Genomic DNA, 24,389 nt, shown 5'->3' on the forward strand with positions numbered 1-24,389 from the left:
TCAGTCCGCCAGGCCGCGCAGCAGGTCGTTGATCGAGGTCTTCGAGCGGGTCTTGGCGTCGACCTGCTTGACGATCACCGCGCAGTACAGCGAGTGCGAGCCGTCCTTCGCCGGCAGCTGGCCGGACACGACCACGCTGTACGGCGGCACGCGCCCGTACGTGATCTCGCCGGTCATGCGGTTGTAGACCCGGGTCGACTGGCCGAGGAACACGCCCATGCCGATCACGCTGTGGTGGCCGACGACGAAGCCTTCGACCACCTCGGAGCGCGCACCGATGAAGCAGTGGTCCTCGATGATCGTCGGGCTGGCCTGCAGCGGCTCGAGCACGCCGCCGATGCCGGCGCCGCCGGACAGGTGGCAGTGCTTGCCGACCTGCGCGCACGAACCGACCGTGGCCCAGGTGTCGACCATCGTGCCCTCGCCGACGTGCGCGCCGATGTTGACGAAGCTCGGCATCAGCACCACGTCCTTGCCGATGAAGCTGCCGCGCCGCGCGATCGCGCCCGGCACGACGCGCGCGCCGAGCTTGCGGAAGTCGGCCTCGCCGTAGCCGGCGAAGCGCGCCGGCACCTTGTCCCAGAACGGCGCCGGGTCGGCTTCGACCAGCTCCATTTCCTGCGTGCGGAAGTACAGCAGCACGGCCTTCTTCAGCCACTCGTTGACCTTCCAGCCGCCGTTACCGTCCGGCTCGGCGACGCGGAATTCGCCGCGCTCGAGGCCCTCGATCACGCGCTCGACCGACGGCCGCGTGGAGCCGTCGATCTCGTCGGGCGTCAGCATCGAGCGGCGCTCGAACGCGCTGTCGATCATGAACTTCAGCTCGTCGACGCCGGCGCCCTTCGGGGCGGCCTTCTTGCGCGGGGTCTTGCGGGCGGGCTTTTCGGCAGTGGTCATCGTGCATCTCCATCGAGGCAGGCCAGCAGCGCGTCGCGCAGGGCCTGCTGTTGCGTGTCGTCCAGCGGCCGCTCGCGGCCGTCGGCGTGGGGGGCGGTGATCTGGAACACGTCCTCGGCGCGCTCGCCGAAGGTCGCGATGCGCGCGTCGTGCACGCGCAGGCCCTGGTCGCGCAGCGCGCGCGCGACGTCGGCGAGCAGGCCCGGGCGGTCGGTGCAGACCAGGCTGAGGACCGTGCGCGGCGCGCCGTCGTGGTCGACGGTGTTGAAGCCGACCTGCGGGGCGATGCGGAAATGCCTGAGGTGGCGCGGCTGCGTGCGCCGCGCCGGGCGCACCGCATCGAGCGGGCCGGCCAGCACCTGCGCGAGCTTGCGCTCGACATCGTCGACGCCGGGCGCCTGGCGCGGGTCGGTCGGGATCACCTCGAAGCTGTCGGACACCATGCCGTGCGGCGCGTCGAGCACGCGCGCCTGCTGGATCGCCAGCCCGCAGCGGTCGAGGGTCGCGACGATCGCGGCGAACAGGCCGTCGCGGTCGGGCGAATGCACGAACACCTCCAGCGCGCCCTCGCGCGCGGTCAGCGGCCGCGCGCACACGCGCGTCTGCCCGACCGGCACGTCGCGCAGCGACACCGCCTGCCATGCGACCTGGTCGGGGCGGCCGCGCTCGAACGCGACCTCGGGCATGCGCTCGAACAGCGCGTCGGCGTGCGCGTCGTCGATGCCGAACGCCGACAGCATCGCGCGCGCGGCGGCGCGGGTCTCGGCGCTGCGCTCGGCGCCGGCGACGGGGTGCTCCAGCCCGCGACGCAGCGCGAGGCGCGTCGCGGTGTACAGGTCGGCCATCAGCCGGTCCTTCCACGCGTTCCACAGCTTCGGCGAGGTGCCGGCGATGTCGGCGCAGGTCAGCAGGTACAGGTGGTCGAGGCGCTCGCGGTCGGCGACCAGCGTGGCGAAGCGGTGGATCACCTCGGGATCGGCGATGTCCTGCTTCTGCGCGGTGGTCGACATCAGCAGGTGCTTGCGCACCAGCCACTCGATCAGCGACACGTCGCCGTCGCTGAGGCCGTGCGCCAGCCCGAACGCGCGGGTGTCGTCGGCGCCGAGCTCGGAGTGGTCGCCGCCGCGGCCCTTGGCGATGTCGTGGAACAGGCCGGCCAGCAGCAGCAGCTCGGGCTTGCGCAGGCGCGGCCAGACCTCGTGCGCGAGGCTGAAGCGCTCGTCGGGCTCGCCCGACGCGAACTGGGCCAGGTTCTTCAGCACCGCCAGCGTGTGCTGGTCGACGGTGTAGACGTGGAACAGGTCGAACTGCATGCGCCCGGTGACCTTGGCGAACGCCGGGATCCAGCGGCCGAGCACGCCGAGGCGGGCCATCCGGGTGATCGTCGCGACCGGTTCGGGGCCGCGCAACAGCCCGATGAACGCCTGGCGCAGCGCGGGCGTCGCATCGGCGTAGGCCGGCACTGTCGGCAGCGCCTCGGCGAGCGCGCGCGCGGTCCGCGAGTGCAGCCCACGGATCGTACCCGCGCCGGCGCCGGCCCAGGTCGCGAACAGCGCGAACACGTCGGCGGCCGCGCGCGGCCACGCGGCGTCGCGCGCGGCGAGGTAGCCGCGGCGCAGCTCGAAACGCTCGTCGATCGGCTCGGGCTCGCCCTCGCCTTCGAGCTGCTCCTCGTACCGCTGCAGCAGGCGCTCGCCGATCCGCAGCACGACGGCGGCGCCGCGGTAGAACCCCTGCATCATCTGCTCGACCGCGAGGTTGTCGGCGCTGTCGACGTGGCCGAGCCGCGCAGCCAGCAGCTTCTGGTAGTCGAAGCGCAGCCGCTCCTCGCGCTTGCCGGCGACCAGGTGCAGGCCGAAGCGCAGCCGCGACAGCGCGCGGCGCTCGCGTTCGAGCGTGGCCGCTTCGTCGGCGCCGAGCTGGCCGAGCGCGACCAGCGCGTCGCCCTCGCCGGTGCCGATCAATCGCAGCGCCATCCAGCGCAGGGTCTGGATGTCGCGCAGCCCGCCGGGGCCTTCCTTGAGGTTGGGTTCGAGGTTGTCAGCGGTGTCGCCGTAGCGCGCGTGGCGCAGCCGCAGCTCGTCGCGTTTGGCCAGGTAGAACGGCTGCGCCGGCCACAGCACCGTCGGCGCGACCGCGGCCTGCAGCGCGTCACGGTCGGCGGCGTCGCCGACCAGCGTGCGCGCCTCGAGCATGGCGGTCAGCACGGTGATGTCGGCGTTGGCGGCCTCGGCGCACTGGGCGATCGACCGGACCGCGTGGCCGACCGGCAGGCCGGCGTCCCACAGCAGCGCGAACAGGCGGGCCAGCGCGTCGGCGTGCGCGGCCTGCGTCGGCGGTTCGGCGATCACGAGCAGGTCGACGTCGGACTGCGGGAACAGCTCCGCGCGGCCGTAGCCGCCGACGGCGAACAGCGCGATACCGGCGTCGGCGGGAATGCAGCGCTGCCACGCGGCGAGCACCTGCGCGTCGACCGCGGCGGCGCGGTCGGCCAGCAGGCGATCGATGTCCGCGTCGGCGTCGAAGCGCTGCGCCAGCTGCGCGTCGGCGGCCGCCAGCGCGGCGCGCGCGGCCCCGATCCAGCCGGCGTCGTCAACGGCGGCGGGCACGGCGCTGGGGTGGGACCGTTCGGCCGCCCCGGATGCGTTGGCGCCGGGGACGGAGCCGGTCATAGGTCGTTGTCGTCGCCCGGCAGGCGGGTGAGGATCTCGACCCCGTCCTCGGTGACCGCGACCGTGTGCTCCCACTGCGCGGAGAGCTTGCGGTCCTTCGTCACCACGGTCCAGCCGTCCGGCAGCACCTTGGTGTGGCGACCGCCCTCGTTGATCATCGGCTCGATCGTGAAGGTCATGCCCGGCTTCAGCACCATGCCCTCGCCGGCGCGGCCGTAGTGCAGCACCTGCGGGTCCTCGTGGTAGATCTTGCCGATGCCGTGGCCGCAGTACTCGCGCACCACGCTGAAGCGTTCGCCCTCGGCGTACTGCTGGATCGCCGCGCCGATGTCGCCCAAGGTGGCGCCCGGCCGGACCACGCGGATGCCGCGGAACATCGCCTCGCGGGTCACCTCGACCAGCCGGCGGGCCATCGTCGACGGGGTGCCGACGTAGTACATGCGGCTGGTGTCGCCGTGCCAGCCGTCCTTGATCACGGTGACGTCGATGTTGACGATGTCGCCGTCCTTGAGGACCTTGGCCTGGCTCGGGATGCCGTGGCAGATGACGTTGTTGACCGAGGTGCAGACCGTGGCCGGGAAGCCCTTGTAGCCGACGTTCGCCGGGATCGCCTGCTGGACCTGGACGATGTGGTCGTGGCAGATGCGGTCGAGCTCGGCGGTGGTCACGCCGGGCTTCACGTGGGGGGCGACGACCTGCAGGACCTCGGCGGCCAGCCGGCCGGCGACGCGCATCTGCTCGATCTCTTGGGGGGTCTTCACGGTAATGGCCATGGCGCCATTATGGCCGAAGCCGTTCACGGCCGGGTGTCGATTTGCCCGCAACCCACTGTTGCGGCTACACTTCGCCGGCTTAGCGAACGGCCCGATGGCCCGACGCGCCGCCCACGCCGGGCGTCAGCCCCGACCGCAGCCGCGGCGGGACAGGCGAATACACACCCGCTGCCACCCTCCGTGCCGGGGTGCTCCGGTCCCTCGGGACTCAGGAGTTCGGCCACGGAAGCAGCGGGGAGGCCCAACCCCGGAACCTTCGCCCACGGCCCTGCCGCGGGCAGCCGCCACACCTTCCCGGCGGCCGGTTCCCCTGCCTTGGAGTTACCGCAATGCCCCAGATCACCATGCGCCAGATGCTCGAAGCGGGCGTCCACTTCGGCCACCAGACCCGCTACTGGAACCCGAAGATGGGTCCGTACATCTTCGGCGCCCGCGGCAAGATCCACATCATCAACCTCGAGAAGACCGTTCCGCTGTTCAACGACGCGATGAACTTCATCTCGGGCGTCGCCCAGAAGCGCGGCACGATCCTGTTCATCGGCACCAAGCGCTCGGCGCGCGACTCGATCAAGGAAGAGGCCGAGCGCTGCGGCATGCCGTACATGACCCAGCGCTGGCTGGGCGGCACGCTGACCAACTTCCGCACCGTCAAGCAGTCGGTGCAGCGCCTGAAGGAGCTCGAGGCCGCCGAGACCGACGGCACCTTCCAGAAGCTGGTCAAGCACGAAGTCCTGAGCCTGCGCCGCGAGCGCGAGAAGCTGCTGGCCTCGCTGGGCGGCATCAAGGACATGAACCGCCTGCCCGACGCGCTGTTCGTGATCGACATCGGCCACGAGGACATCGCGATCAAGGAGGCCAAGAAGCTCGGCATCCCGGTCATCGCCGTCGTCGACACCAACTACGATCCGGCCCTGGTCGACTACGCGATCCCGGGCAACGACGACGCGATCCGCGCCGTGCAGCTGTACGCCCGCGCCGCCGCCGACGCCGTGCTCGAGGGCAAGGCCGCCGCGCCGCAGGCCGCGACGGTCCGCGAGGAAGAATTCGCCGAGGCCGCCGAAGGCGACGCCGGCGAGCGCAAGGGCGCGCGCCGCGCGCCGGCCAAGAAGGCCGCGGCCAAGGCCGACGAGCCGGCTGCCGACGCACCGGCCGCCGAGTAATCCGAGCGTCACGCGGCCGCGCCACGCTGCGCGGCCGCTTCGTTCCTGCGCACGCCGGGCCACGCCCGGGTGCCGGACCGGCGGGCCACGGCCCGCCTACCCTACTTATTCGAGGTAACCCCCATGGCAGAAATCACCGCTTCCCTCGTCAAGGAACTGCGCGAGCGCACCGGCGCCGGCATGATGGAGTGCAAGAAGGCACTCACCGAGAACAACGGCGACATCGACGCCGCGGCCGAGTGGCTGCGCAAGTCCGGCCTGGCCAAGGCCGACAAGAAGGCCGGCCGCGTCGCCGCCGAGGGCCGCATCGTGGCCGCTTCGGAAGGCGGCAAGGCCGTGCTGGTCGAGATCAACTCCGAAACCGACTTCGTGGCCAAGGACGACAACTTCGTCGCCTTCACCAACGCCGTCGCCCAGGCCGCGCTGGCCTCCGGCGCCGCAGACGCCGAAGCGCTGAAGTCGGCCAAGCTGCCGACCGGCGAGACCGTCGAAGAAGCCCGCGCCGCCGTCATCGCCAAGGTCGGCGAGAACGTGCAGGTCCGTCGCCTGGCCCGCATCGACAGCGCCAACAACGTCGCCGCGTACATCCACGGCGGCCGCATCGGCGTGCTGGTCGAGGTCGCCGGTGGCGACGCCGACCTGGCCCGCGGCATCGCGATGCACATCGCCGCGATGAACCCGCCGTACAACAAGGCCGCCGACGTGCCGGCCGAGTTCGTCGCGAAGGAAAAGGAAATCGAGCTGGCCAAGATGTCCGACAAGGACAAGTCCAAGCCGGCCGAGATCCTCGAGAAGATCATGGCCGGCAAGGTCGCCAAGATCGTCAACGAGGTCACCCTGTACGGCCAGCCGTACGTGCTGAACACCGACCAGTCGGTCGAGCAGGCGCTGAAGGCCGCCGGCGCGGACGTGGTCGGCTTCCAGCGCCTGGCCGTCGGCGAAGGCATCGAGAAGGTGGTCGAGGACTACGCCGCCGAAGTGATGAAGCAGGCCGGCCTGGCGTAAGCCACCCCGCCCGTCGTACCTGGAAGGCCGCGGACTCCCGCGGCCTTTCCTTTTGTCCGCGCCGCGGGCCAGCCGACGACGCGATCGCCGTCCAGCCGGATCGCGCGCGCCACGGTCGGCTAGAATTGCGCCGCCCCCGCCACCCGAGAAGCCCCATGTCCGAGCTCGCCTACCGCCGTGTCCTGCTGAAACTGTCGGGCGAGGCGCTGATGGGTGGCGAAGACTACGGCATCGACCCGGCCGTGATCGGGCGGCTGGCGCGCGAGGTGATCGAGGCGCGCGATGCCGGCGCCGAGATCGCGCTGGTGATCGGCGGCGGCAACATCTTCCGCGGCGCCGGCCTGGCCGCCGGCGGCATGGACCGGGTGACCGGCGACCAGATGGGCATGCTCGCCACCGTCATCAACGCGCTGGCGATGCAGGACGCGCTGGAGAAGCTCGGCGCCAAGTGCCGCGTCATGAGCGCGATCAAGATCAACGACGTGTGCGAGGACTACATCCGCCGCCGCGCCGTGCGCCACCTCGAGAAGGGCCGCATCGCGATCTTCGCCGCCGGCACGGGCAATCCGTTCTTCACCACCGACTCGGGCGCCGCGCTGCGCGCGATCGAGATCGGCGCCGACCTGCTGCTGAAGGCGACCAAGGTCGACGGCGTGTACGACAAGGACCCGAAGAAGCACGCCGACGCGGTGCGCTTCGACAAGCTGACCTACGACGAGGTGATCGCCCGCGACCTGCAGGTGATGGACACCGCCGCATTCGCGCTGTGCCGGGACAGCGACCTGCCGCTGCGCATCTTCGACATGAGCCAGCCGGGCGTGCTGCTGCGAATCCTCAAGGGCGAGACGATCGGCACCCTCGTGCGCGGCCGCAACGCCGGCCTGTAACGCCCGGCGGCACGCGCCCGGCGCGCGTGCCACGATGACGCCATGGGCCTGCACCACCACGACCACGAGCACGGCGGCCACAACCATGGCGGCCACGGGCACGCGGCGCACGGCCACGCCGGGCACGGCCATCACCATGGCCTGAGCGGCACGCGCGCGTTCGCGGCGATCACGCTGATCAACCTGGCCTACACGGTGCTCGAGGCCGGCTACGGCTTCGCGACCAACTCGCTCGCGCTGCTGTCCGACGCGCTGCACAACTTCGGCGACGTGCTCGGGCTCGGCCTGGCCTGGGCCGCGGCGGTCGTCGCCAAGCGGCCGACCAGCGCGCGCCACACTTACGGCTGGCGCCGCGCGACTCTGCTGTCGCCGCTGGCCAACGCGCTGCTGCTGGTCGGATTTTCCGGCGCCTTGGCGTGGGAGGCGATCCGCCGCGTCGGCGCGCCGCCGGAGGTGCCGGGCGTGCCGGTGATGGTCGTCGCGGCGATCGGCATCGCGGTCAACCTCGGCGCGGCGTGGCTGGTCCGCGGTGGGCACGCGCACGACCTCAACCGCCGCGGCGCGTTCCTGCACCTGATCGCCGATGCCGCGGTGTCGCTGGCGGCGGTGCTGGCCGGCGCCGGCATGGTGTGGCTGGGCTGGACGTGGCTCGATCCGGTGACCGCGCTGCTGGTCGGCGCCGTGATCGCGGTCGGCGCGTTCGGGCTGCTGCGCGAGAGCTTCAGCGCGGCGATGGACGCGGTGCCGCGCGCGATCGATCCGGCCAAGGTGCAGGCCTTCCTCGAGGCCGAGCCCGGCGTCGAAGCGGTCCACCACCTGCACATCTGGTCGCTGGGGGCCGGCGAGATCGCGATGACCGCCCACCTCGTGCGCCCATCGGTCGACGACCACGACGCGTTCCTCGACGCGCTGGTGCACGCGCTCGACGCGCGCTTCGGGATCAACCACGCCACGCTGCAGGTCGAGCACGGCCAGGCCTGCGAGCACGACCGGCACGACCGCGCGCCGCACGCGCACTGAGCCCGCCGGCCGCGCCCGGCACACCCGCGGGCACGCCGTCACGGGCCGTCGCCGGGGGCGGCCGGCTATACTTCCGCGATTACCGACACCCGACCGGAGCCGTCGATGCTCAACGACATCAAGAAAGACGCCCAGACCCGCATGGCCAAGAGCGTCGAGGCCTTCCGCCACGACCTCGTCAAGGTGCGCACCGGCCGCGCGTCGACCGCGCTGGTCGACCACATCAAGGTCAACTACTACGGCTCGGAGATGCCGCTGTCGCAGGTCGCCACCGTCGCCGTGCAGGACGCGCGCTCGCTGACGATCACGCCGTGGGAGAAGCAGATGGTCGGCGCGGTCGAGAAGGCCATTCTCGGCTCGGACCTCGGCCTGACCCCGAACACCGCCGGCACCGTGATCCGCCTGAACCTGCCGGCGCTGACCGAAGAGCGCCGCAAGGAGCTGACCAAGGTCGTGCACTCCGCCGGCGAGGACGCCAAGGTCGCCATCCGCAACATCCGCCGCGACGCCAACCACCAGGTCAAGGAACTGCTGAAGGACAAGCAGATCACCGAGGACGAGGCGAGCCGTTCGGAAACCGACATCCAGAAGATCACCGACTCGGCGATCAAGGACGTCGACGAGGTCATCAAGGCCAAGGAAACCGAGCTGATGTCGGTCTGACCGGAGCCGGCTCCAGCGGCCCGCGGGCGTGCCCGGACTGAACTTCCGTCCCGGCCGCCGGTCCGTTCCACGCCTCCGAACGCATCGCCCGGACGCCCGTAGCCGCACGCACGGCGCGCGCCGCGCCCACCGAACGACCCGATGGCTCCTTCCGAACCCACTCCCGCCGCCCGCGTTCCGCGCCACCTCGCCGTGATCATGGACGGCAACGGGCGCTGGGCAGAGCGGCGCCGGCGCCCGCGCGTGATCGGCCACCGCGCCGGCGCGCGCACCGTCAACGTCTGCATCGATTTCTGCCTCGAGCACGGCATCGAGGCGCTGACCCTGTTCGCGTTCTCGAGCGAGAACTGGGGGCGACCGCAGGACGAGGTCGGCGCGCTGATGAAGCTGTTCCTCAACGCGCTCGAACGCGAGGTCGACGAACTGGATCGACGCGGCGTGCGCGTGCGCTTCATCGGCGAGCGCGAGCGGTTCAGCGACGCCATCCGCGCGCAGATGGACGCGGCCGAGACGCGCACGCGCGGTAACAGCCGCCTGCACCTGACCGTCGCGGCCAGCTACGGCGGCCGCTGGGACCTCGCCCAGGCCGCGCGCTCGCTGGCGGCCGACGTCGCCGCCGGCACGCTGCGCCCCGAGGACATCGACGAAGCCGCGCTCGGCGCGCGCGTCGCGCTGGCCGACCTGCCGGCACCGGACCTGTTCATCCGCACCGGCGGAGACTGCCGCATCAGCAACTTCCTGCTGTGGCAGCTGGCCTACACCGAGCTGTGGTTCACCGACCTGTTGTGGCCCGAACTCGATGCGGCCACACTGCGGCGCGCCATTGACGATTACGCCGGGCGCGAGCGTCGCTTCGGCCTGACCGGTGCGCAGCTTGCCGCCCGGCCCGACGAGACTGCTGCATGACCCGAACCCGACTCCTGGCTGCACTGGTCATGGCACCGGTCGCCATCGCGGCGATCCTGCTGCTGCCGACGCCGTGGATGATCGCGCTGGCGGCGGTGGTGTTCCTGGCCGGGCTGTGGGAGTGGTTCGACCTGGCCGAAGTCGACGACACGCTCGCGCGCACCGTGCTGCTGGTCGCGCACGTCGCGCTGATGGTCGCGCTGGTGTGGGCGTCGCGTTCGCCCAGCGGCTTCACGATGGTGCTGTTCCAGCTGGCGTCCGTGGTCGGCGTGATCTGGTGGCTGCTGGCGTTGTTCTGGCTGGGCCGCTTCGACTTCGCCAGCGACCACGACACCCACGCGCGCGCGTTCAAGCTCGCCGCCGGCGCTCTTGCGGTGATCCCGGCCTGGTGCGCGCTGGCGTGGATCCATGCGGAGGAGCCCAACGGCCACCGCTGGCTGCTCGCCGCACTGGCGGTGGTGTGGGCCGCCGACACCGGCGCGTACTTCGCCGGCCGGACGTTCGGCGGCAAGGTGTTCAGTGGACGCAAGCTCGCGCCGCGGATCAGCCCGAACAAGACGATCGAAGGCCTGCTCGGTGGCGTCGTGGCCGGCATGGCCGCCGGCGTGGGCTTCGCCCTGTTCGCCGGCGCCACCGCCGCGCAGCTGCCGGCCGTCGCGGCGGTGTCGCTCGGCGCGGCGCTGTTCTCGGTCATCGGCGACCTCTACGAAAGCCTGCTGAAGCGCCACGTCGGGGTGAAGGATTCGGGGCACCTGATCCCGGGCCACGGCGGCGTGCTGGACCGGCTGGACGGCGTGCTCGCCGCGCTGCCGGTGTTCGCGGTCGGCAAGGCCGTGCTGGGCTTCTGACCATGCGCCGCATTGCCGTGCTCGGTGCCACCGGTTCGATCGGCACCTCGGCGCTCGACGTCATCGCGCGCCATCCCGACCGGCTGCAGGCCACGGTGCTAGCCGCCGGTCGCCAGGTCGATGCGCTGGTCGCGCTGTGCGCGCGCCACGCGCCGGCACACGCGGTGATCGCCGATCCGGCCCTGCTCCCGCGACTGCGCGACGCCCTGCGCGATGCCGGGCTGGCGACGCAGGCGCACGCGGGCAGCGATGCGCTCGACGCGCTCGTCTCTGGCGACGCCTGCGACACCGTCGTGGCCGCGATCGTCGGCGCCGCGGGCCTGCGCTCGACCCTCGCCGCCGCCCGCGCGGGCAAGCGCCTGCTGCTGGCGAACAAGGAATCGCTGGTGCTCGCCGGCGAACTGCTGATGGCGGCCGCCGCCGGCGCCGGGGCGACCGTGGTGCCGATCGACAGCGAGCACAACGCGATCTTCCAGTGCCTGCCCGACGCGCACGCCCACGCGGGCCTGCAGCGCATCCTGCTGACCGCGTCGGGCGGTCCGTTCCGCGGGCGCAGCCGCTCCGCGCTCGCCGCGGTGACGCCGGAGCAGGCGGTCGCCCATCCGAAGTGGTCGATGGGACCGAAGATCTCGGTCGACTCGGCGACGCTGATGAACAAGGGGCTCGAGGTCATCGAGGCCCACCACCTGTTCGGGCTGCCGCGCGAGCGGATCGGCGTGCTGGTGCATCCGCAGAGCCTGGTCCACTCGCTGGTCGAGTTCGTCGACGGCTCGACGCTCGCGCAGCTGGGCCTGCCCGACATGCGCACCGCGCTGGCGGTCGGCTTCGGCTGGCCGGAGCGGATCGCCTCGGGCGTGGCCGGGCTTGATCTGCTCGCGCAAGGCGGTCGGCTCGATTTCGAGCCGCCCGACCTCGACGCGTTTCCGTGCCTGCGGCTCGCGTTCGACGCGCTGGCGGCCGGTGGGACCGCGCCGGCGGTGCTGAACGCGGCGAACGAGGTCGCCGTTTCAGCCTTTCTTCAGCGGCGGATCGGTTTCCTGTCCATTCCCGCGGTGGTCGAAGACGCGCTGGCCGCCCTGCCTGCCGCGCCGGCCGACTCGCTCGAGACGCTGGTGGCGGCCGACGCCGCCGCACGCCGCCATGCCGAACGCGTCCTCACCTCCTTCGCCGCCTGAGCCGACCGACCATGACTGAATTCCTCGGCTCGATCTGGTGGCTCATCGTCAGCCTCGGCGTGCTGGTGACGATCCACGAGTTCGGCCACTACTGGGTGGCCCGGCGCAGCGGCGTGAAAGTGCTGCGCTTTTCGATCGGCTTCGGCCGTGCGCTGTGGAAGCGCGTCGGCAAGGACGGCACCGAATATGTCGTTGCCGCGATCCCGCTCGGTGGCTACGTCAAGATGCTCGACGAGCGCGAAGGCGAAGTGCCGGCCTCGCAGCGCGCCCAGGCCTTCAACAACCAGTCGGTCTACAAGCGCATTGCAATCGTGTTCGCCGGCCCGCTGGCCAACCTGATCCTGTGCGTGACCCTGCTGTGGGCGATGTTCGTGATCGGCCGCCCCGACTACGCGCCGGTCGTCGGCCAGGTCGACGGCATCGCCGCCGAGGCGGGGCTGCGACCCGGGGACACGCTGCTGGCGATCGGCAATCGCGCCACGCCGACCTGGAGCGACGCGCAGATGGCGCTGATTCCCGCGGCGCTGGACCACGCCGACGTGCGCGTGCAGGTTCGCACCGCGGCCGGCACCGAGGCCGAACGCGAGCTGCGGCTATCGTCGCTGCCGGCGGAGTTCGACGAGCGCCGCGCGGTCGAGGCGATCGGCCTGACCGCGCGCCACGAACTGGCGCCCGCGCTGATCGGCCGGGTCGTGCCCGAGAGCGCCGGCTGGGGCGTGCTGGCCGAAGGCGACGTGATCACCGCCATCGACGGCGAACCCATTGCACGCGCCGACGAGGTGCGTCCGGCGGTGCAGCGCCTGGGCGAACGCGGGGTACCGGCGATGGTCGAGGTCCGCCGCGACGGCGAGCGGCTCGCGCTCGAACTGGCACCGCGCCGCATGCAGGACCCGCAGACGGGAGACGCCTACTGGGGCCTGGGCATCGCCCTGGCCGCCGGCGCGCCGCCGGCGAAAGACGCCGTGCTGCGCTACGGCCCGGTCGCCGCAGTGCCGGCTGCACTGCGCGAAGGGGTGCACCAGACGCGCGAGATCTTCGCGATGATTGGCCGGGCGTTCAGCGGGAAGGTCTCCGTGGAGAACACCGTCGCGGGCCCGATCACCATCGCCCGGGCGGCCAACGCCTATGCCAGCCACGGCGCAGCGTGGTACCTGTCGATGCTGGCGATGCTGTCGCTGAGCCTCGGCATCCTCAACCTGCTGCCGATCCCGATCTTGGACGGCGGTCACCTGCTGTATTACCTTATCGAGCTGGTCAAGGGCAGCCCGGTCAGCGAGCGCGTGATGGCCGCGGGCCAGTACGTCGGCCTCGCCCTGATCGCCAGCCTGATGGGCCTGGCGTTCTACAACGACATCGTGAACAACCTGGTGCGTTGATGACGGACCGCTCCGCGCCACGCGACGCCCTGCTGCACGCCTTTCGACTCCAGGCCCCTGCAACGGGCGCGACAGACCCCAACCGGACGTGATGATGACGCGAACCCCCTCTCGCCGCCTGCTTGCCCTCGCCCTTGCATCGGCGCTGGCCCCGGCCCTTCCCGCGTTCGCACAGTCGACCGATCCGTTCTCGATCGCGCCCGCCGCGACCCCGCAGCCCACCTCCCCCGGCGCGTTCACGGTTACCGACATCCGCATCGACGGCCTGCAGCGCATCTCGGCGGGCACCGTGTTCACGTACCTGCCGATCGAGCGCGGCGACACCGTCGACCTCGGACAGGCCGGCGACGCGATCCGCGCGCTGTACAAGACCGGCTTCTTCGAGGACGTGCGCCTGGACCGCCAGGGCAGCATCCTGGTCGTGACCGTCACCGAGCGCCCGGCGATCAACAAGCTGACGATCACCGGCAACAAGGACATCAAGACCGAAGACCTGACCAAGGGCCTGACCGACATCGGCCTCAGCGAAGGCGGCACCTACGACCGGCTTGCGCTGGACCGGGTGACCCAGGAGCTGACCCGCCAGTACAACAACCGCGGCAAGTACAACGTCGAGATCACCCCGAGCGTCGCGCGGCTGGACCGCAACCGCGTCGACCTGACGATCACGATCAAGGAAGGCAAGGCGGCCAAGATCCGCCACATCAACCTGGTCGGCAACGAGAAGTTCCCGGACGAGGACATCATCGATACGTGGGAGTCGCGCGAGAACAACTGGCTCAGCTGGTACCGCCGCGACAGCCAGTATTCGCGCGAGAAGCTCGCCGGCGACCTCGAGCGCCTGAACTCGTACTACCTCGACCGCGGCTACGTCGACTTCAGCGTCGACTCGACCCAGGTCTCGATCAGCCCCGACCGGCAGGACATGTTCGTCACCGCCGGCATCACCGAGGGCGACCAGTACACGGTGTCGTCGATCAACGTCACCGGCGACACGGTGCTCCCGAAGGAGCAGATCGAGCGGCTGGTGCTGGTCAAGCCGGAACAGACGTTCTCGCGCCGCCTGCTGGAGATCAGCTCCGACGCGATCACCGCGACGCTCGGCAACGTCGGCTATGCGTTCGCCCAGGTCAACACGATTCCCGACGTCAACCGCGAGGCGAAGACGGTCGGCATCAACCTGCAGGTCGTGCCGGGGCCGCGCGTCAACGTCCGCCGGATCGCCTTCAAGGGCAACACCCGCACCAGCGACGAGGTCATGCGCCGCGAGATGCGCCAGTTCGAAGGCGCGTGGTACTCGCAGGCCGCGATCGACCGCTCGAAGATCCGTCTGCAGCAGCTGGGCTTCTTCGAGACCGTCGACGTCGAGACGCAGCCGGTCACCGGCAGCAACGACGAAGTCGACGTCGTCTACAACGTCAAGGAGACCACCTCCGGCAGCTTCGTGTTCGGCCTCGGCTTCTCGCAGTTGACCGGCCTGACCACGCAGATCCAGCTGTCGCAGAGCAACTTCCTCGGCAGCGGCAACCAGGTGTCCGTGCAGGCGCAGCGCAACGACTTCACCCAGCGCTACGACTTCTCGTTCCGCAACCCGTACTTCACCGACGGCGGCCTGTCGCTGGGCTACAACCTGTGGTGGCGCGAACTCGACTACTCCGACTTCAACACCGCGCAGTACTCCAGCACCAGCGGCGCGGCGCAGATGGTGCTCGGCGTGCCGATCACCGAGACCGACACGGTCAGCGCGCTGTTCGGCATCGACAGCAACGAGATCTTCGCGTTCCGCAACTCGTCCCCCGACGTCATCGTCGACTACATCGACGCGATCGACCAGCGCACGTTCCACGCGTGGCGCGGCGAGATCGGCTGGGCGCGCAACTCGCTCGACAACGCGCTGACGCCCACCCGCGGCATGTACCAGCGCATCGGCCTGGAAGCGACGCTGCCGGGCTCGACCGCCGAGTACTTCAAGCTCAACTACAACATCTCGAAGTTCTGGCCGCTGTCGCGCCACCTGGTCATCAACACCCGCGCCGAACTCGGCTACGGCGACAGCTATGGCGACGCCACCGTGCGCAACATCTGCTTCAGCCCGGACACGCTGGTGGATGCCGACGGCAATCCGGCCACCGTCAACGACATCACCGTCGTGCCGGGTGCGCCGCCGACCGAGCCGTGCCTGACCACGTCCCCGGACTACGATAAGACCGTCACCGCCGACGGCCTGCCGTTCTTCGAGAACTTCTACGCCGGCGGCGTGCGCTCGGTGCGCGGCTTCGTCGACAACACCCTCGGCCCGCGCGCGACCGTAGGCGGTCCCCTCGGCCCGACGCAGCCGCTCGGCGGCGCGCTGAAGACGGTCGGCTCGGTCGAATTCATCTTCCCGAGCCTGCTCGACACCCCGGCGGCGCGCGTCTCGGCGTTCGTCGACTTCGGCAACGTGTTCTCCGACTTCGACGCGTTCGATGCCGGCGAGCTGCGCGCTTCGACCGGCCTCGCGCTGGCCTGGCGCTCGCCGATGGGTCCGATCTCGATCAGCTACGCGTACCCGCTGCGCAAGGAAGACGAGGACCGGATCGAGCGCCTGCAGTTCACCTTCGGCGGCGTGTTCTGACCACGCCCCGAACGGTGCAACCGTGGACGGCCCGACCTACTCCGCCAGCGAGCTCGCGCGACACGCCGGGCTCGAACTGAAAGGCGACGGCGCCGCGCAAGTGCGCGGCGTCGGCACGCTGGCGGGCGCGAATCCGTCGCAGCTCGCGTTCCTCGCCAACCCCCGATACCGCAGCCAGCTCGCGCAGACGCGCGCCGGCGTGGTCGTGATGCGCGCAGACGACGCCGACGGCTTCGCCGGCACCGCGCTGATCGCGCGCGACCCGTACGTCGCGTTCGCGCGGCTTGCGGCGCTGTTCGAGCCCCGCGCAGCCCAGCCGCCGGGCATCCACGCGTCCGCCGCGATCGATGCCAGCGCCACCGTCGACGCCACTGCCCACATTGGTCCGTTCGTCAGCGTCGGCGCGCGCAGCCGCATCGAGGCCGGCGCCGTCGTCGGTCCCGGCTGCGTCATCGGCGATGACTGCGTGGTCGGCGCCGGCAGCACGCTGGTGGCGCGCGTCACCCTGGTCACGCGCGTGCGCCTCGGCCAGCGGGTGGTTGTCCACCCCGGCGCGGTGCTCGGCTCGGCCGGCTTCGGCATGGCGATGGAGCGCCCGGGCGACGGCGAGGCGCACTGGATCAACGTGCCGCAGCTCGGCGGCGTGTTCGTCGGCGACGACTGCGAGATCGGCGCCAACACGACGATCGACCGCGGCGCGGTCGACGACACCGTGCTCGAACACGACGTCCGCCTCGACAACCAGATCCAGATCGGCCACAACGTGCGGATCGGCGCCCACACGGCGATGGCCGGCTGTTCGGCGGTGGCCGGCAGCGCGACCGTCGGGCGCTACTGCCTGATAGGCGGCGCCGCCGGCATCCTCGGCCACCTGCAGGTTTGCGACCGCGTCGTCGTGACCGCGATGAGCCTGGTGACCCATTCGATCACCGAGCCGGGCGAGTATTCGTCGGGCACGCCGTTGATGGACAATCGCAGCTGGCGCAAGAGCGCCGCCCGCTTCAAGCAGCTCGACGCCCTCGCCCGCCGGGTCCGGGCGGGCGACAAGGAAACCTGATGAGTCCCACCGTGCAACTCCCGATCGACGTTCCCGCCATCCACGCGCTGCTGCCGCACCGCTACCCGTTCCTGCTGGTCGACCGCGTCACCGAGTACGAAGCGCACAAGCGCATCGTCGCGTACAAGAACGTCACCTGTAACGAGCCGTTCTTCCAGGGACATTTCCCCGGCAAGCCGGTGATGCCCGGGGTGATGGTGGTCGAGGCCCTCGCCCAGGCCGGCGGCATCCTGACCCAGCTGTCGAGCCAGACCACCGCCGACGGGCGGCTGTTCTACCTGGTCAAGATCGACAACGCGAAGTTCTCGCGGATGGTCGTGCCGGGCGACCGGCTCGAACTCGAGGTCGAGCTGCGCCGCGTGATCCGCAACATGGCGCTGTACGTCGGCACCGCGCGCGTCGACGGCGAGCAGGTCGCCTGCGCGGAAATCCTCTGCGCCGAGGCGCGCCCCTGACATGAGCGACGCGCAGGTCCACCCGAGCGCTGTCGTCGAGGCCGGTGCGCGGCTCGGCGAGGGCGTCCGCGTCGGCCCGTTCTGCTACATCGGCGCGGATGTCGAGGTCGGCGACGGCACCACGTTCGGACCGCACTGCAGCGTCCACGGGCCGACCCGCATCGGCCGCGACAACCGCTTCGCCGGGCACTGCGCGATCGGCGGCGAGCCGCAGGACAAGAAGTACGGCGGCGAGCGCGTCGAACTGCACATCGGCGACCGCAACGTGTTCCGCGAGTTCTGCACCGTGAACCGCGGCACCGGCAACGGCGGCGGCGTGACCCGCATCGGCGACGACAACTGGCTGCTGGCCTACACCCACGTCGCCCACGACTGTCAGGTCGGCAGTCACTGCGTGTTCTCGAACAACGCGACCCTCGCCGGCCACGTCACCGTGCACGACCACGTGATCCTCAGCGGCTTCGTCGGCGTGCACCAGTTCTGCCGGATCGGCGCGCACGCGTTCATCGGCATGGGCGCATTCGTCAACGGCGACGTGCCGCCGTTCGTGATGGTCGCGCAGGACGGCTACGGCCGGCCGCGCGGCATCAACGCCGAGGGGCTCAAGCGCCGCGGCTTCGACGCCGATCGCATCGCCGCGATCAAGCGTGCGTACCGGGCGCTGTACGTGTCCGGCGGCTCGCTCGACGAGGCGCGCGCGCGGCTGGTCGAGATCGCCGGCGACAGCGCCGACGTGCGCGCCCTGCTCGAGTTCATCGACAGCGGCGACCGCCCGCTGCTGCGCTGAGATGGCCCTGCCCGTCGGACGGCCGCTGCGCATCGCGCTGGTCGCGGGTGAAGCCTCGGGCGACCTGCTCGGCGCCGCCCTGATCGACGCGCTGCGGGCGCGACATCCCGACGCGCATTTCGCCGGCATCGGCGGCGACCTGATGCGCCGCGCCGGGCTCGACGCCTGGCACGACGCGTCCGAACTGGCGGTCATGGGCCTGGCCGAAGTGCTGCGCCACCTGCCCCGCCTGCTGCGGCTGCGCCGCGCGCTGCGCGAGCGCGTGCTCGCGTGGCAGCCGGACGTGTTCATCGGCATCGACGCGCCGGACTTCAACCTCGGCGTCGAGCGCTGGCTCAAGCAGCGCGGCGTGCGCACCGTGCACTACGTCAGCCCGTCGGTGTGGGCGTGGCGCGAGAAGCGCGCGGCGAAGATCGGCCGCAGCGCCGACCGGGTGCTGTGCCTGTTCCCGATGGAGCCGGCGATCTACGCGCGCTTCGGCATCGACGCGCATTTCGTCGGCCACCCGCTCGCCGACGAGATGCCGCTCGACCCCGACCGCGACGCCGCGCGCGCGCAGCTGGGTCTCGATGCCGCCCGCCCCGTGCTGGCGCTGCTGCCGGGCTCGCGCGTCGGCGAGATCGAGCGCCTCGGCCACGACTTCCTGTCCGCCGCCGCGTTGCTGCTGGCCGCCGACCCCGCGCTGCAGGTCGTCGCGCCGATGGCCAACGCCCACGCGCGCGCAGCGTTCGAGCGCGTGCTCGCCGCGCACCCGGATGCCGCATCGCTCGCCCCGCGCGTGCGTACCGTCGACGGCCACGCGCGCACGCTGATGATCGCCAGCGACGTGGTGCTGCTGGCGTCCGGCACGGCGACGCTGGAGGCGATGCTCGCCAAGCGGCCGATGGTCGTGGCGTACCGGGTGGCCGCCAGCACCTACGCGCTGGTCAAGCGCCTGGGCCTGCTGAAGGTCGCCACCTACTCGCTGCCGAACGTGCTCGCCGGCGAGCGCGTCGTTCCCGAGCTGATGCAGCACGACTGCACGCCGCCGAAGCTGGCCGACGCGGTGCACGGCTGGCTCGAGCAGCCCGACGCGGTGGCCGCGCTGGTGCCGCGCTTCCGCGCGATCCACGCGTCGCTGCGCCGCGATGCGTCGGCGCAGGCGGCCGACGCCGTGCTCGACGTGGTGCGGCGCGATGGCTGACGCCTCCTGCCCCGCGCAGCTCGCGCTCGGCCTGCCGGCGGTCGCCGACGGCGCGCGCCGCGTGTGCGGCGTCGACGAAGCCGGCCGCGGCCCGCTTGCCGGCCCCGTGGTGATCGCCGCGGTGGTGTTCGGTCCGGGACGCACGCCGGTCAACGGCCTCGACGATTCCAAGCAGCTCACGCACGCGCGGCGCGAGGCGCTGTATCCGCGCATCGTCGCGCGCGCGCTGGCGTGGCACATCGAGTTCGTCGAAGTCGACGAGATCGACCGGCTGAACATCTTCCAGGCGACGATGCTCGGCATGCGCCGCGCGGTGCTGGCCGTGCGCGCGGTGGCCGACGTCGCGCGCATCGACGGCAACCGCATCCCGCCGGGGCTGCCGTGCCCGGCCGAGCCGTGGATCGGCGGCGACGCCCGCGACCGCGCGATCATGGCCGCGTCGATCCTGGCCAAGGTCGCGCGCGACCGGCACATGCACGAGCTGCACGCGCGCTGGCCGCAGTACGGCTTCGACCGGCACAAGGGCTACGGCGCGCCGCAGCACCTGCAGGCGCTGCGCGAACACGGCCCGTGCCCGGCGCACCGGCGCAGCTTCGCGCCCGTGGCCGAGTGCCAGCCGCAGCCGGCGACCGCTCAGTTCTGACTGCCGGGCGGCTGCGAGCCGGACACCACTGGGGTGCTGGTGAAGGTCTCCTGGATCCCGTACTGGATCGCGAGCATGACCTCGGCGTCGAGCATCACCGCGAGCACGGTGTCCCCGGGGTCGCGTGGCTTTGGCGGGACGCCCGGCACCACCGGGGTGCTCATGGCGAGCTGCACGCGCACGACCAGCTGGCGATCGCCGCGCAGCGTGAAGATCAGGGTTTCGCCGCCGTCTTCCGGCAGCGTGTTCGACTCGTTCGTTTCGTTGGGCATGGCGCGTTCTCCGGGCGGGTTCGACGGACGGGTGGCTACTGCGTGACCGCGGGCGCCGCGGGCGCGCCGAGGCGGGCCAGCAGCGGGTTGGTGGCGATGCGCGCCTGCGGCAGGCCGGCCTCGAGCGCCGCGGCGACGCGCTCGGCCGCGGCGTCGCGCCGGCCCAGCGCCGCCAGCGTGGCGGCGTTGTAGTACGCGACCTCGGCGCGCTCCGCGCCGATCGCTTCGGCCCGCTGCACCGCGGCCATCGCCGCGCGCGCGTCGCCGAGGTTGGCGCGGTACCAGCCCAGCGCCGCGACGGCCTTGGCGTCGTCGGGCTGCATCGCGACGAACGGCTCGGCGAGCCGCGCCGCTTCGGCGAACGCCGCGCGCGCCTGCGGTGCGGTGGCCGGGTCGGCCAGCAGCGCGTCGCCGAGGTTGCCCCACACCTGGAAGTGGCCGGGGTTCAGCGCGGTCGCTTCGCGGTAGTACTTCGCCGCGCCGGCGTAGTCGCGCTGCTGGTAGCGCAGCGTGCCGAGGTTGCTGAGCACCGATTCGAGCGGCTCGATCGCCATCGACCGCTCGAACGCCGCGGCGGCCTCGTCATTGCGGCCGGCCGACAGCAGCAGCCCGCCGTACGTGGCCCAGTGGTAGGCATTGGTCGGCAGCAGTTCGGTCGCGCGCCGGTACGCGGCGATCGCCTCGGGCAGGCGGCCCGACACGTAGGCCTGGTAGCCGCGGTCGGCGTGGATGTACGAGTCGCTCGGGCTCGCCGCCACCGCCGCGTCGAACAGCCGGCGCGCCTCGTCGTCGCGGCCGCGCTTGGCAGCCACGCGCGCCAGACCGACCAGCGCCTTGCCGCGCATCCCGGGCTCGTTCTCGAGCGCGCGGTAGCGCGCCTCGGCAGCGTCGAGCTCGCCCTTGACCCGGTGCAGGTCGCCGAGCGCCAGCACCACCTCGCGCATCGACGGGTCCATGTTCTCCGCGCGCAGGCACGCCAGCCGGGCGCGCTCGAACGCCGACGCGTCGCGGTTGTTCTCGAAGCGCCACAGCTCGACCCGGCAGATCCCGGCCTGGGCGCGGGCGAAGCCGGTGTCGATCGCGATCGCCTGGTTGAAGTAGCCCAGCGCGCGGCCGTCGCGATCGGCCCCGCTGGGCTGCGCCCACGCGTGCAGGCCGCGCAGGTAGGCGTCGAACGCGGCCACGTCGCGGGTCGGCCTCAGCCTCCGCCGCAGGCCTTCGCCGGCGTCGGGCATCGCGCCGACCAGCGCGGTCGCCACCTCGCCAGCGATGTCACTCTGGGTCGCGAACACGTCGGTCAGCTCGCGGTCGTAGGTGCGGCTCCACAGCGTGTAGCCGCTGCGCGTGTCCGACAGCCGCGCGCTGATGCGCACGCGCGCGCCGGCGCGGCGCACGCTGGCGTCGAGCACGGTCGCCACGCCGAGGCGCTTGCCGAGGGCCTTGGCATCCTCGCCGTCGACCAGCGCGCCCGGGGGCACCCACGCGGCGACCTTCAGCCCGTGCACGCCGGCCAGTGCCGCGTGCATCTCGGCCGCCAGTCCCTCGGCGAAGTAGCGGTCCTGGCGGTCGTCGCTGAGCGTGGTAAACGGCAGCACCGCGATCGACGGCTCCAGCGGCGGCGGCGCGTCGCGGCCGCGCAGCCACCAGCCCGCCGCGGCGAGCGCGATCACGCCGGCCGCCAGCGCGATCCACCAGCCGCGCCGCAGCAGGTGGTCGCCCGCCCGGCGCCCGCCGTGGCCGTGCCCGTTGGCGCCGTGCATGCGCCGGTCGCCTGGCCAGTCGGAGGCGGGCGAGTCGGCGGGCGCGCCGGTGTCCGCGGCGGCAGCAGGGGCGTGGATCGGCTCGGCCGGAACGCCCGCATCGGCCGGCGACGCGGACGGCGCGTCCTCGTCGTGGTGGTCCGCCGCGGACGCGGCGGTGCCGTCCAGGCCGGGCGTCGCGGCGGGCGCAGCGCCGTTCTGCGCGCCGATGAACCGGTAGCCGAGCGCGTGGTGGGTCTGGATGTAGCGCGGCTGGTGCGAATCGTCGCCGAGCGCGTGCCGCAGCTGGGCGATCACCCGGGTCAGCACGCCCGGGGTCACGTGGCGATGGCCCCAGACCGCGTCGAGCAGTTCATCGCGCGGGACCATCTGGCCGCTGCGCTCGACCAGCAGCAGCAGCACGGCAAAGGCCTTGGGTTCGACCGTCTGCGGTTCGCCGGCGCGGGTCAGGGTGTGCGCGCCCGCGTCGATGACGACGTCGCCGAACTGGTGGATCTCGGGGTGCGGCCCGCCTTGGCCAGTCGTGCCGGTCGGGCCCATCGCAAAAACCTCACGGCGGCCTCATGAATCTCATACGACGCTGCGAGAAGGCGCGTGCGGCCATCATGACCGCACCGCGATGGGGGAGGAGCCTGTGCCGGCGCCGAATGATCGGTGCCCCACTGCTCCGAGGACTCCGCCATGAATGCCCAGCTCGCCCCCGCCTACCCCCTGCCGACCGTGCTGCAGATGCCGGCCCAGCCCGGCCCGCACCGCCGCCACACCGTCAACGGCTTCGTCCTGCAGGCCCAGGCGGTCGACCGCTTCAACCGGCTGCTCGACCAGCTCGGCCGCCCGACCACCCTCGACAGCGACCAGCTGTCCGCCGCCGCCCGCGAGCTGTGCGGCCAGGGCATCGGCGCCGCGGCGCCGCGCTGCATCCGCCAGCGGCTGCTGCGGCTGGCCGTGCTCGACCGGATGGCCGCCGACCGCGACTGGACGCCGGCCAACGACGCGATCGCCCTCACCCGTCGGGTGGTCGGCTACGCCCGCGACCGCAACGACCTGATTCCCGACTGGGTCCCGCGGGTCGGCCGGCTCGACGACGCGATCGTGGTCGACGCCGCCTGGCCGCGGCTGGCCGACGAGGCCGGCGACTACGCCGACTTCTGCCGGATTCGCGCGATCGAGGCCCACCTGAGCGGACGCGACGTCCACGGCTACCGCTTCCAGCGCGCCGACTGGATCGAGGCGCGCGCCGCCGAGGTGGCCCTGCAGCAGCACCGCGCGGCCGTCCGCCAGTTCAGCTACGTGCCGAGCGCGCCGGCGCGGTTCGCCATCCACTGAGCCGCCGCTTCCGGCGCACGCGACGGGCCGCCTGCGGGCGGCCCGCTCGTGTCCGGGGCCCGTTCACCGCTCCGCGTGACGGACGGCCCGGGACACCGGCCGCCGCGAGGCGCACCATGGCGGAGCGGTCCCCCGACGGGGCCGCGAGCGATCCACTCGGGCCCGCGCGCACCGCCGGCCACGGCGCGGCGTCCGACCCCTCGGCCGGCCACGAGGTGCGCCATGCGCATGCCACATCCCACACCCACCAACGACCCGCTGCCGTTCGAACACGGCGCTGCGGGGGACCGTCCGCGCGAAGCGGCCGACCGACCGCCGCTGCAGTGGAGCGGCGCCGCCGTCGCCGCGTTCGACGCGCTGCTGCACGAGCTGCACCCCGATGCCGCGCGCGTCGACGACGCCCGCCTGCGCCGGCTCGCGCTGTGGCTGCTCGACCTGCCGCCCGGCGAGGCGCACGCCGTGCTCGACGCGCGCATGGACCGCCTGCAGCTGCTGCGCGCAATGCGCGACGACCCCGACTGGGACAGCGACGAGCCCACGCGCGCCCGGCTGGCCAAGCTGGTCGACTACGTCGAGCGCGACGACGACCTGATCCCCGACGGCGAGCCGCTGCTCGGCCGGCTCGACGACGTGCTGCTGATCGAGCTGGCGTGGCCGGCGTTCGCCGAGGAGTCCGAGGACTACCGCGACTTCTGCGACTACCGCGAGCACGAGCACCCGGGCGGCGACGCCGCGCGCAAGCGCGCCACCTGGCTGCGCGACCGGCTCGACGAACTGGCGCTGTGGCAGCACCGCGTGCGCGTGCACGAGATGCACTACGTCGACGCGCCGTTTGGCGCCGACCCGCCGTTCCGCGTCGGCCGCTGACCGGAGCCCATCGCGGCGCCGATCGCGGCGACTGCGCCGCGCC

Annotated in this window: 22 protein-coding genes; 17 read left to right on the top strand and 5 right to left on the bottom strand. The window is 72.1% G+C overall.

Going from position 1 to position 24,389, the window contains the following annotated elements; genetic code table 11:
- The 3 genes from dapD to map are packed head-to-tail and all read right to left on the bottom strand — an operon-like array spanning window position 1 to window position 4,342.
- Complete coding sequence (dapD, locus tag D3A60_RS10410; protein ID WP_119718591.1) at window positions 1-897, bottom strand: 2,3,4,5-tetrahydropyridine-2,6-dicarboxylate N-succinyltransferase; 897 nt, start codon at window positions 895-897, stop codon at window positions 1-3.
- The gene (glnD, locus tag D3A60_RS10415) at window positions 894-3,569 is read right to left on the bottom strand and encodes a [protein-PII] uridylyltransferase (protein ID WP_119718592.1); all 2,676 of its coding nucleotides are present in this window, start codon (window positions 3,567-3,569) and stop codon (window positions 894-896) included. Before glnD ends, dapD begins: the two co-directional genes overlap by 4 nt.
- Entirely contained in the window at window positions 3,566-4,342 is a 777-nt protein-coding gene (map, locus tag D3A60_RS10420) for a type I methionyl aminopeptidase (RefSeq protein WP_119718593.1), read from the bottom strand. The genes glnD and map overlap by 4 nt, the downstream gene beginning before the upstream one ends.
- A 329-nt stretch (window positions 4,343-4,671) precedes the next feature.
- Here map and rpsB point away from each other — a divergent pair, with 329 nt between their 5' ends.
- From rpsB to D3A60_RS10495, 15 genes are all read left to right on the top strand, one after another.
- Window positions 4,672-5,502 carry a 30S ribosomal protein S2 gene (gene rpsB, locus D3A60_RS10425; RefSeq protein ID WP_119718594.1) on the top strand — a complete coding sequence of 277 codons (831 nt, stop codon included), beginning with the start codon at window positions 4,672-4,674 and terminating at the stop codon, window positions 5,500-5,502.
- A 123-nt stretch (window positions 5,503-5,625) separates the two neighbouring features.
- On the top strand, window positions 5,626-6,507 hold the full coding sequence (gene tsf, locus D3A60_RS10430; RefSeq protein ID WP_119718595.1) for a translation elongation factor Ts: 882 nt from the start codon (window positions 5,626-5,628) through the stop codon (window positions 6,505-6,507).
- A 155-nt stretch (window positions 6,508-6,662) separates the two neighbouring features.
- Window positions 6,663-7,394 (top strand): UMP kinase, encoded by a 732-nt coding sequence (pyrH, locus tag D3A60_RS10435; protein WP_119718596.1) that lies wholly within the window; start codon window positions 6,663-6,665, stop codon window positions 7,392-7,394.
- A gap of 42 nt (window positions 7,395-7,436) precedes the next feature.
- On the top strand, window positions 7,437-8,414 hold the full coding sequence (locus D3A60_RS10440; protein WP_119718597.1) for a cation diffusion facilitator family transporter: 978 nt from the start codon (window positions 7,437-7,439) through the stop codon (window positions 8,412-8,414).
- 105 nt (window positions 8,415-8,519) lie between these two features.
- Entirely contained in the window at window positions 8,520-9,077 is a 558-nt protein-coding gene (gene frr / locus D3A60_RS10445; RefSeq protein WP_119718598.1) for a ribosome recycling factor, read from the top strand.
- Between the two features lie 141 nt (window positions 9,078-9,218).
- Window positions 9,219-9,983, top strand: a complete 765-nt coding sequence (gene uppS / locus D3A60_RS10450; protein ID WP_119718599.1) for a polyprenyl diphosphate synthase — start codon at window positions 9,219-9,221, stop codon at window positions 9,981-9,983.
- Window positions 9,980-10,831: a phosphatidate cytidylyltransferase gene (locus D3A60_RS10455; RefSeq protein ID WP_119718600.1), complete on the top strand. Its 852-nt coding sequence runs from the start codon at window positions 9,980-9,982 to the stop codon at window positions 10,829-10,831. Before uppS ends, D3A60_RS10455 begins: the two co-directional genes overlap by 4 nt.
- Window positions 10,832-10,833: 2 nt before the next feature.
- Complete coding sequence (locus D3A60_RS10460) at window positions 10,834-12,006, top strand: 1-deoxy-D-xylulose-5-phosphate reductoisomerase (RefSeq protein ID WP_119718601.1); 1,173 nt, start codon at window positions 10,834-10,836, stop codon at window positions 12,004-12,006.
- A gap of 11 nt (window positions 12,007-12,017) precedes the next feature.
- On the top strand, window positions 12,018-13,382 hold the full coding sequence (rseP, locus tag D3A60_RS10465) for an RIP metalloprotease RseP (protein WP_119718602.1): 1,365 nt from the start codon (window positions 12,018-12,020) through the stop codon (window positions 13,380-13,382).
- Window positions 13,383-13,476: 94 nt separating this feature from the next.
- The gene (gene bamA / locus D3A60_RS10470; protein ID WP_119719079.1) at window positions 13,477-15,996 is read left to right on the top strand and encodes an outer membrane protein assembly factor BamA; all 2,520 of its coding nucleotides are present in this window, start codon (window positions 13,477-13,479) and stop codon (window positions 15,994-15,996) included.
- Between the two features lie 22 nt (window positions 15,997-16,018).
- Window positions 16,019-17,053, top strand: coding sequence for a UDP-3-O-(3-hydroxymyristoyl)glucosamine N-acyltransferase (lpxD, locus tag D3A60_RS10475; protein ID WP_119718603.1), 1,035 nt, complete (start codon window positions 16,019-16,021; stop codon window positions 17,051-17,053).
- Window positions 17,053-17,508 (top strand): 3-hydroxyacyl-ACP dehydratase FabZ, encoded by a 456-nt coding sequence (gene fabZ, locus D3A60_RS10480; RefSeq protein WP_119718604.1) that lies wholly within the window; start codon window positions 17,053-17,055, stop codon window positions 17,506-17,508. Before lpxD ends, fabZ begins: the two co-directional genes overlap by 1 nt.
- A gap of 1 nt (window position 17,509) precedes the next feature.
- Window positions 17,510-18,295, top strand: coding sequence for an acyl-ACP--UDP-N-acetylglucosamine O-acyltransferase (gene lpxA, locus D3A60_RS10485; protein WP_119718605.1), 786 nt, complete (start codon window positions 17,510-17,512; stop codon window positions 18,293-18,295).
- Between the two features lies 1 nt (window position 18,296).
- Entirely contained in the window at window positions 18,297-19,478 is a 1,182-nt protein-coding gene (lpxB, locus tag D3A60_RS10490; RefSeq protein WP_119718606.1) for a lipid-A-disaccharide synthase, read from the top strand.
- On the top strand, window positions 19,471-20,121 hold the full coding sequence (locus D3A60_RS10495) for a ribonuclease HII (protein WP_119718607.1): 651 nt from the start codon (window positions 19,471-19,473) through the stop codon (window positions 20,119-20,121). The genes lpxB and D3A60_RS10495 overlap by 8 nt, the downstream gene beginning before the upstream one ends.
- On the opposite strand, the gene D3A60_RS10500 is transcribed toward D3A60_RS10495, so the two are convergent.
- Both D3A60_RS10500 and D3A60_RS10505 read right to left on the bottom strand, forming a co-directional pair.
- On the bottom strand, window positions 20,112-20,393 hold the full coding sequence (locus D3A60_RS10500) for a hypothetical protein (protein WP_119718608.1): 282 nt from the start codon (window positions 20,391-20,393) through the stop codon (window positions 20,112-20,114). The two genes, D3A60_RS10495 and D3A60_RS10500, sit on opposite strands and share 10 nt — an antisense overlap.
- A gap of 35 nt (window positions 20,394-20,428) precedes the next feature.
- Window positions 20,429-22,693, bottom strand: a complete 2,265-nt coding sequence (locus D3A60_RS10505) for a winged helix-turn-helix domain-containing protein (protein WP_119718609.1) — start codon at window positions 22,691-22,693, stop codon at window positions 20,429-20,431.
- A gap of 141 nt (window positions 22,694-22,834) precedes the next feature.
- On the opposite strand from D3A60_RS10505, the gene D3A60_RS14770 reads away from it, so the two are divergent.
- Window positions 22,835-23,479, top strand: a complete 645-nt coding sequence (locus D3A60_RS14770; RefSeq protein WP_119718610.1) for a YkvA family protein — start codon at window positions 22,835-22,837, stop codon at window positions 23,477-23,479.
- A gap of 228 nt (window positions 23,480-23,707) precedes the next feature.
- Window positions 23,708-24,346 carry a hypothetical protein gene (locus D3A60_RS10515; RefSeq protein WP_119718611.1) on the top strand — a complete coding sequence of 213 codons (639 nt, stop codon included), beginning with the start codon at window positions 23,708-23,710 and terminating at the stop codon, window positions 24,344-24,346.
- The last annotated feature ends 43 nt before the right edge of the window (window positions 24,347-24,389 follow it).

It is taken from the genome of Cognatilysobacter tabacisoli, assembly GCF_003586305.1.
Classification (GTDB): Bacteria; Pseudomonadota; Gammaproteobacteria; order Xanthomonadales; family Xanthomonadaceae; genus Cognatilysobacter_A; species Cognatilysobacter_A tabacisoli.

Coding starts and splice junctions, on each gene's coding strand:
- D3A60_RS10500 (WP_119718608.1), bottom strand. CDS start 20,393: ATGCCCAACGAAACGAACGAGTCGAACACGCTGCCGGAAGACGGCGGC.
- D3A60_RS10440 (WP_119718597.1), top strand. CDS start 7,437: ATGGGCCTGCACCACCACGACCACGAGCACGGCGGCCACAACCATGGC.
- D3A60_RS10505 (WP_119718609.1), bottom strand. CDS start 22,693: ATGGGCCCGACCGGCACGACTGGCCAAGGCGGGCCGCACCCCGAGATC.
- tsf (WP_119718595.1), top strand. CDS start 5,626: ATGGCAGAAATCACCGCTTCCCTCGTCAAGGAACTGCGCGAGCGCACC.
- D3A60_RS10455 (WP_119718600.1), top strand. CDS start 9,980: ATGACCCGAACCCGACTCCTGGCTGCACTGGTCATGGCACCGGTCGCC.
- rseP (WP_119718602.1), top strand. CDS start 12,018: ATGACTGAATTCCTCGGCTCGATCTGGTGGCTCATCGTCAGCCTCGGC.
- D3A60_RS10495 (WP_119718607.1), top strand. CDS start 19,471: ATGGCTGACGCCTCCTGCCCCGCGCAGCTCGCGCTCGGCCTGCCGGCG.
- fabZ (WP_119718604.1), top strand. CDS start 17,053: ATGAGTCCCACCGTGCAACTCCCGATCGACGTTCCCGCCATCCACGCG.
- frr (WP_119718598.1), top strand. CDS start 8,520: ATGCTCAACGACATCAAGAAAGACGCCCAGACCCGCATGGCCAAGAGC.
- glnD (WP_119718592.1), bottom strand. CDS start 3,569: ATGACCGGCTCCGTCCCCGGCGCCAACGCATCCGGGGCGGCCGAACGG.
- lpxA (WP_119718605.1), top strand. CDS start 17,510: ATGAGCGACGCGCAGGTCCACCCGAGCGCTGTCGTCGAGGCCGGTGCG.
- map (WP_119718593.1), bottom strand. CDS start 4,342: ATGGCCATTACCGTGAAGACCCCCCAAGAGATCGAGCAGATGCGCGTC.
- rpsB (WP_119718594.1), top strand. CDS start 4,672: ATGCCCCAGATCACCATGCGCCAGATGCTCGAAGCGGGCGTCCACTTC.
- D3A60_RS10515 (WP_119718611.1), top strand. CDS start 23,708: ATGCCACATCCCACACCCACCAACGACCCGCTGCCGTTCGAACACGGC.
- D3A60_RS14770 (WP_119718610.1), top strand. CDS start 22,835: ATGAATGCCCAGCTCGCCCCCGCCTACCCCCTGCCGACCGTGCTGCAG.
- D3A60_RS10460 (WP_119718601.1), top strand. CDS start 10,834: ATGCGCCGCATTGCCGTGCTCGGTGCCACCGGTTCGATCGGCACCTCG.
- dapD (WP_119718591.1), bottom strand. CDS start 897: ATGACCACTGCCGAAAAGCCCGCCCGCAAGACCCCGCGCAAGAAGGCC.
- bamA (WP_119719079.1), top strand. CDS start 13,477: ATGACGCGAACCCCCTCTCGCCGCCTGCTTGCCCTCGCCCTTGCATCG.
- uppS (WP_119718599.1), top strand. CDS start 9,219: ATGGCTCCTTCCGAACCCACTCCCGCCGCCCGCGTTCCGCGCCACCTC.
- pyrH (WP_119718596.1), top strand. CDS start 6,663: ATGTCCGAGCTCGCCTACCGCCGTGTCCTGCTGAAACTGTCGGGCGAG.
- lpxB (WP_119718606.1), top strand. CDS start 18,297: ATGGCCCTGCCCGTCGGACGGCCGCTGCGCATCGCGCTGGTCGCGGGT.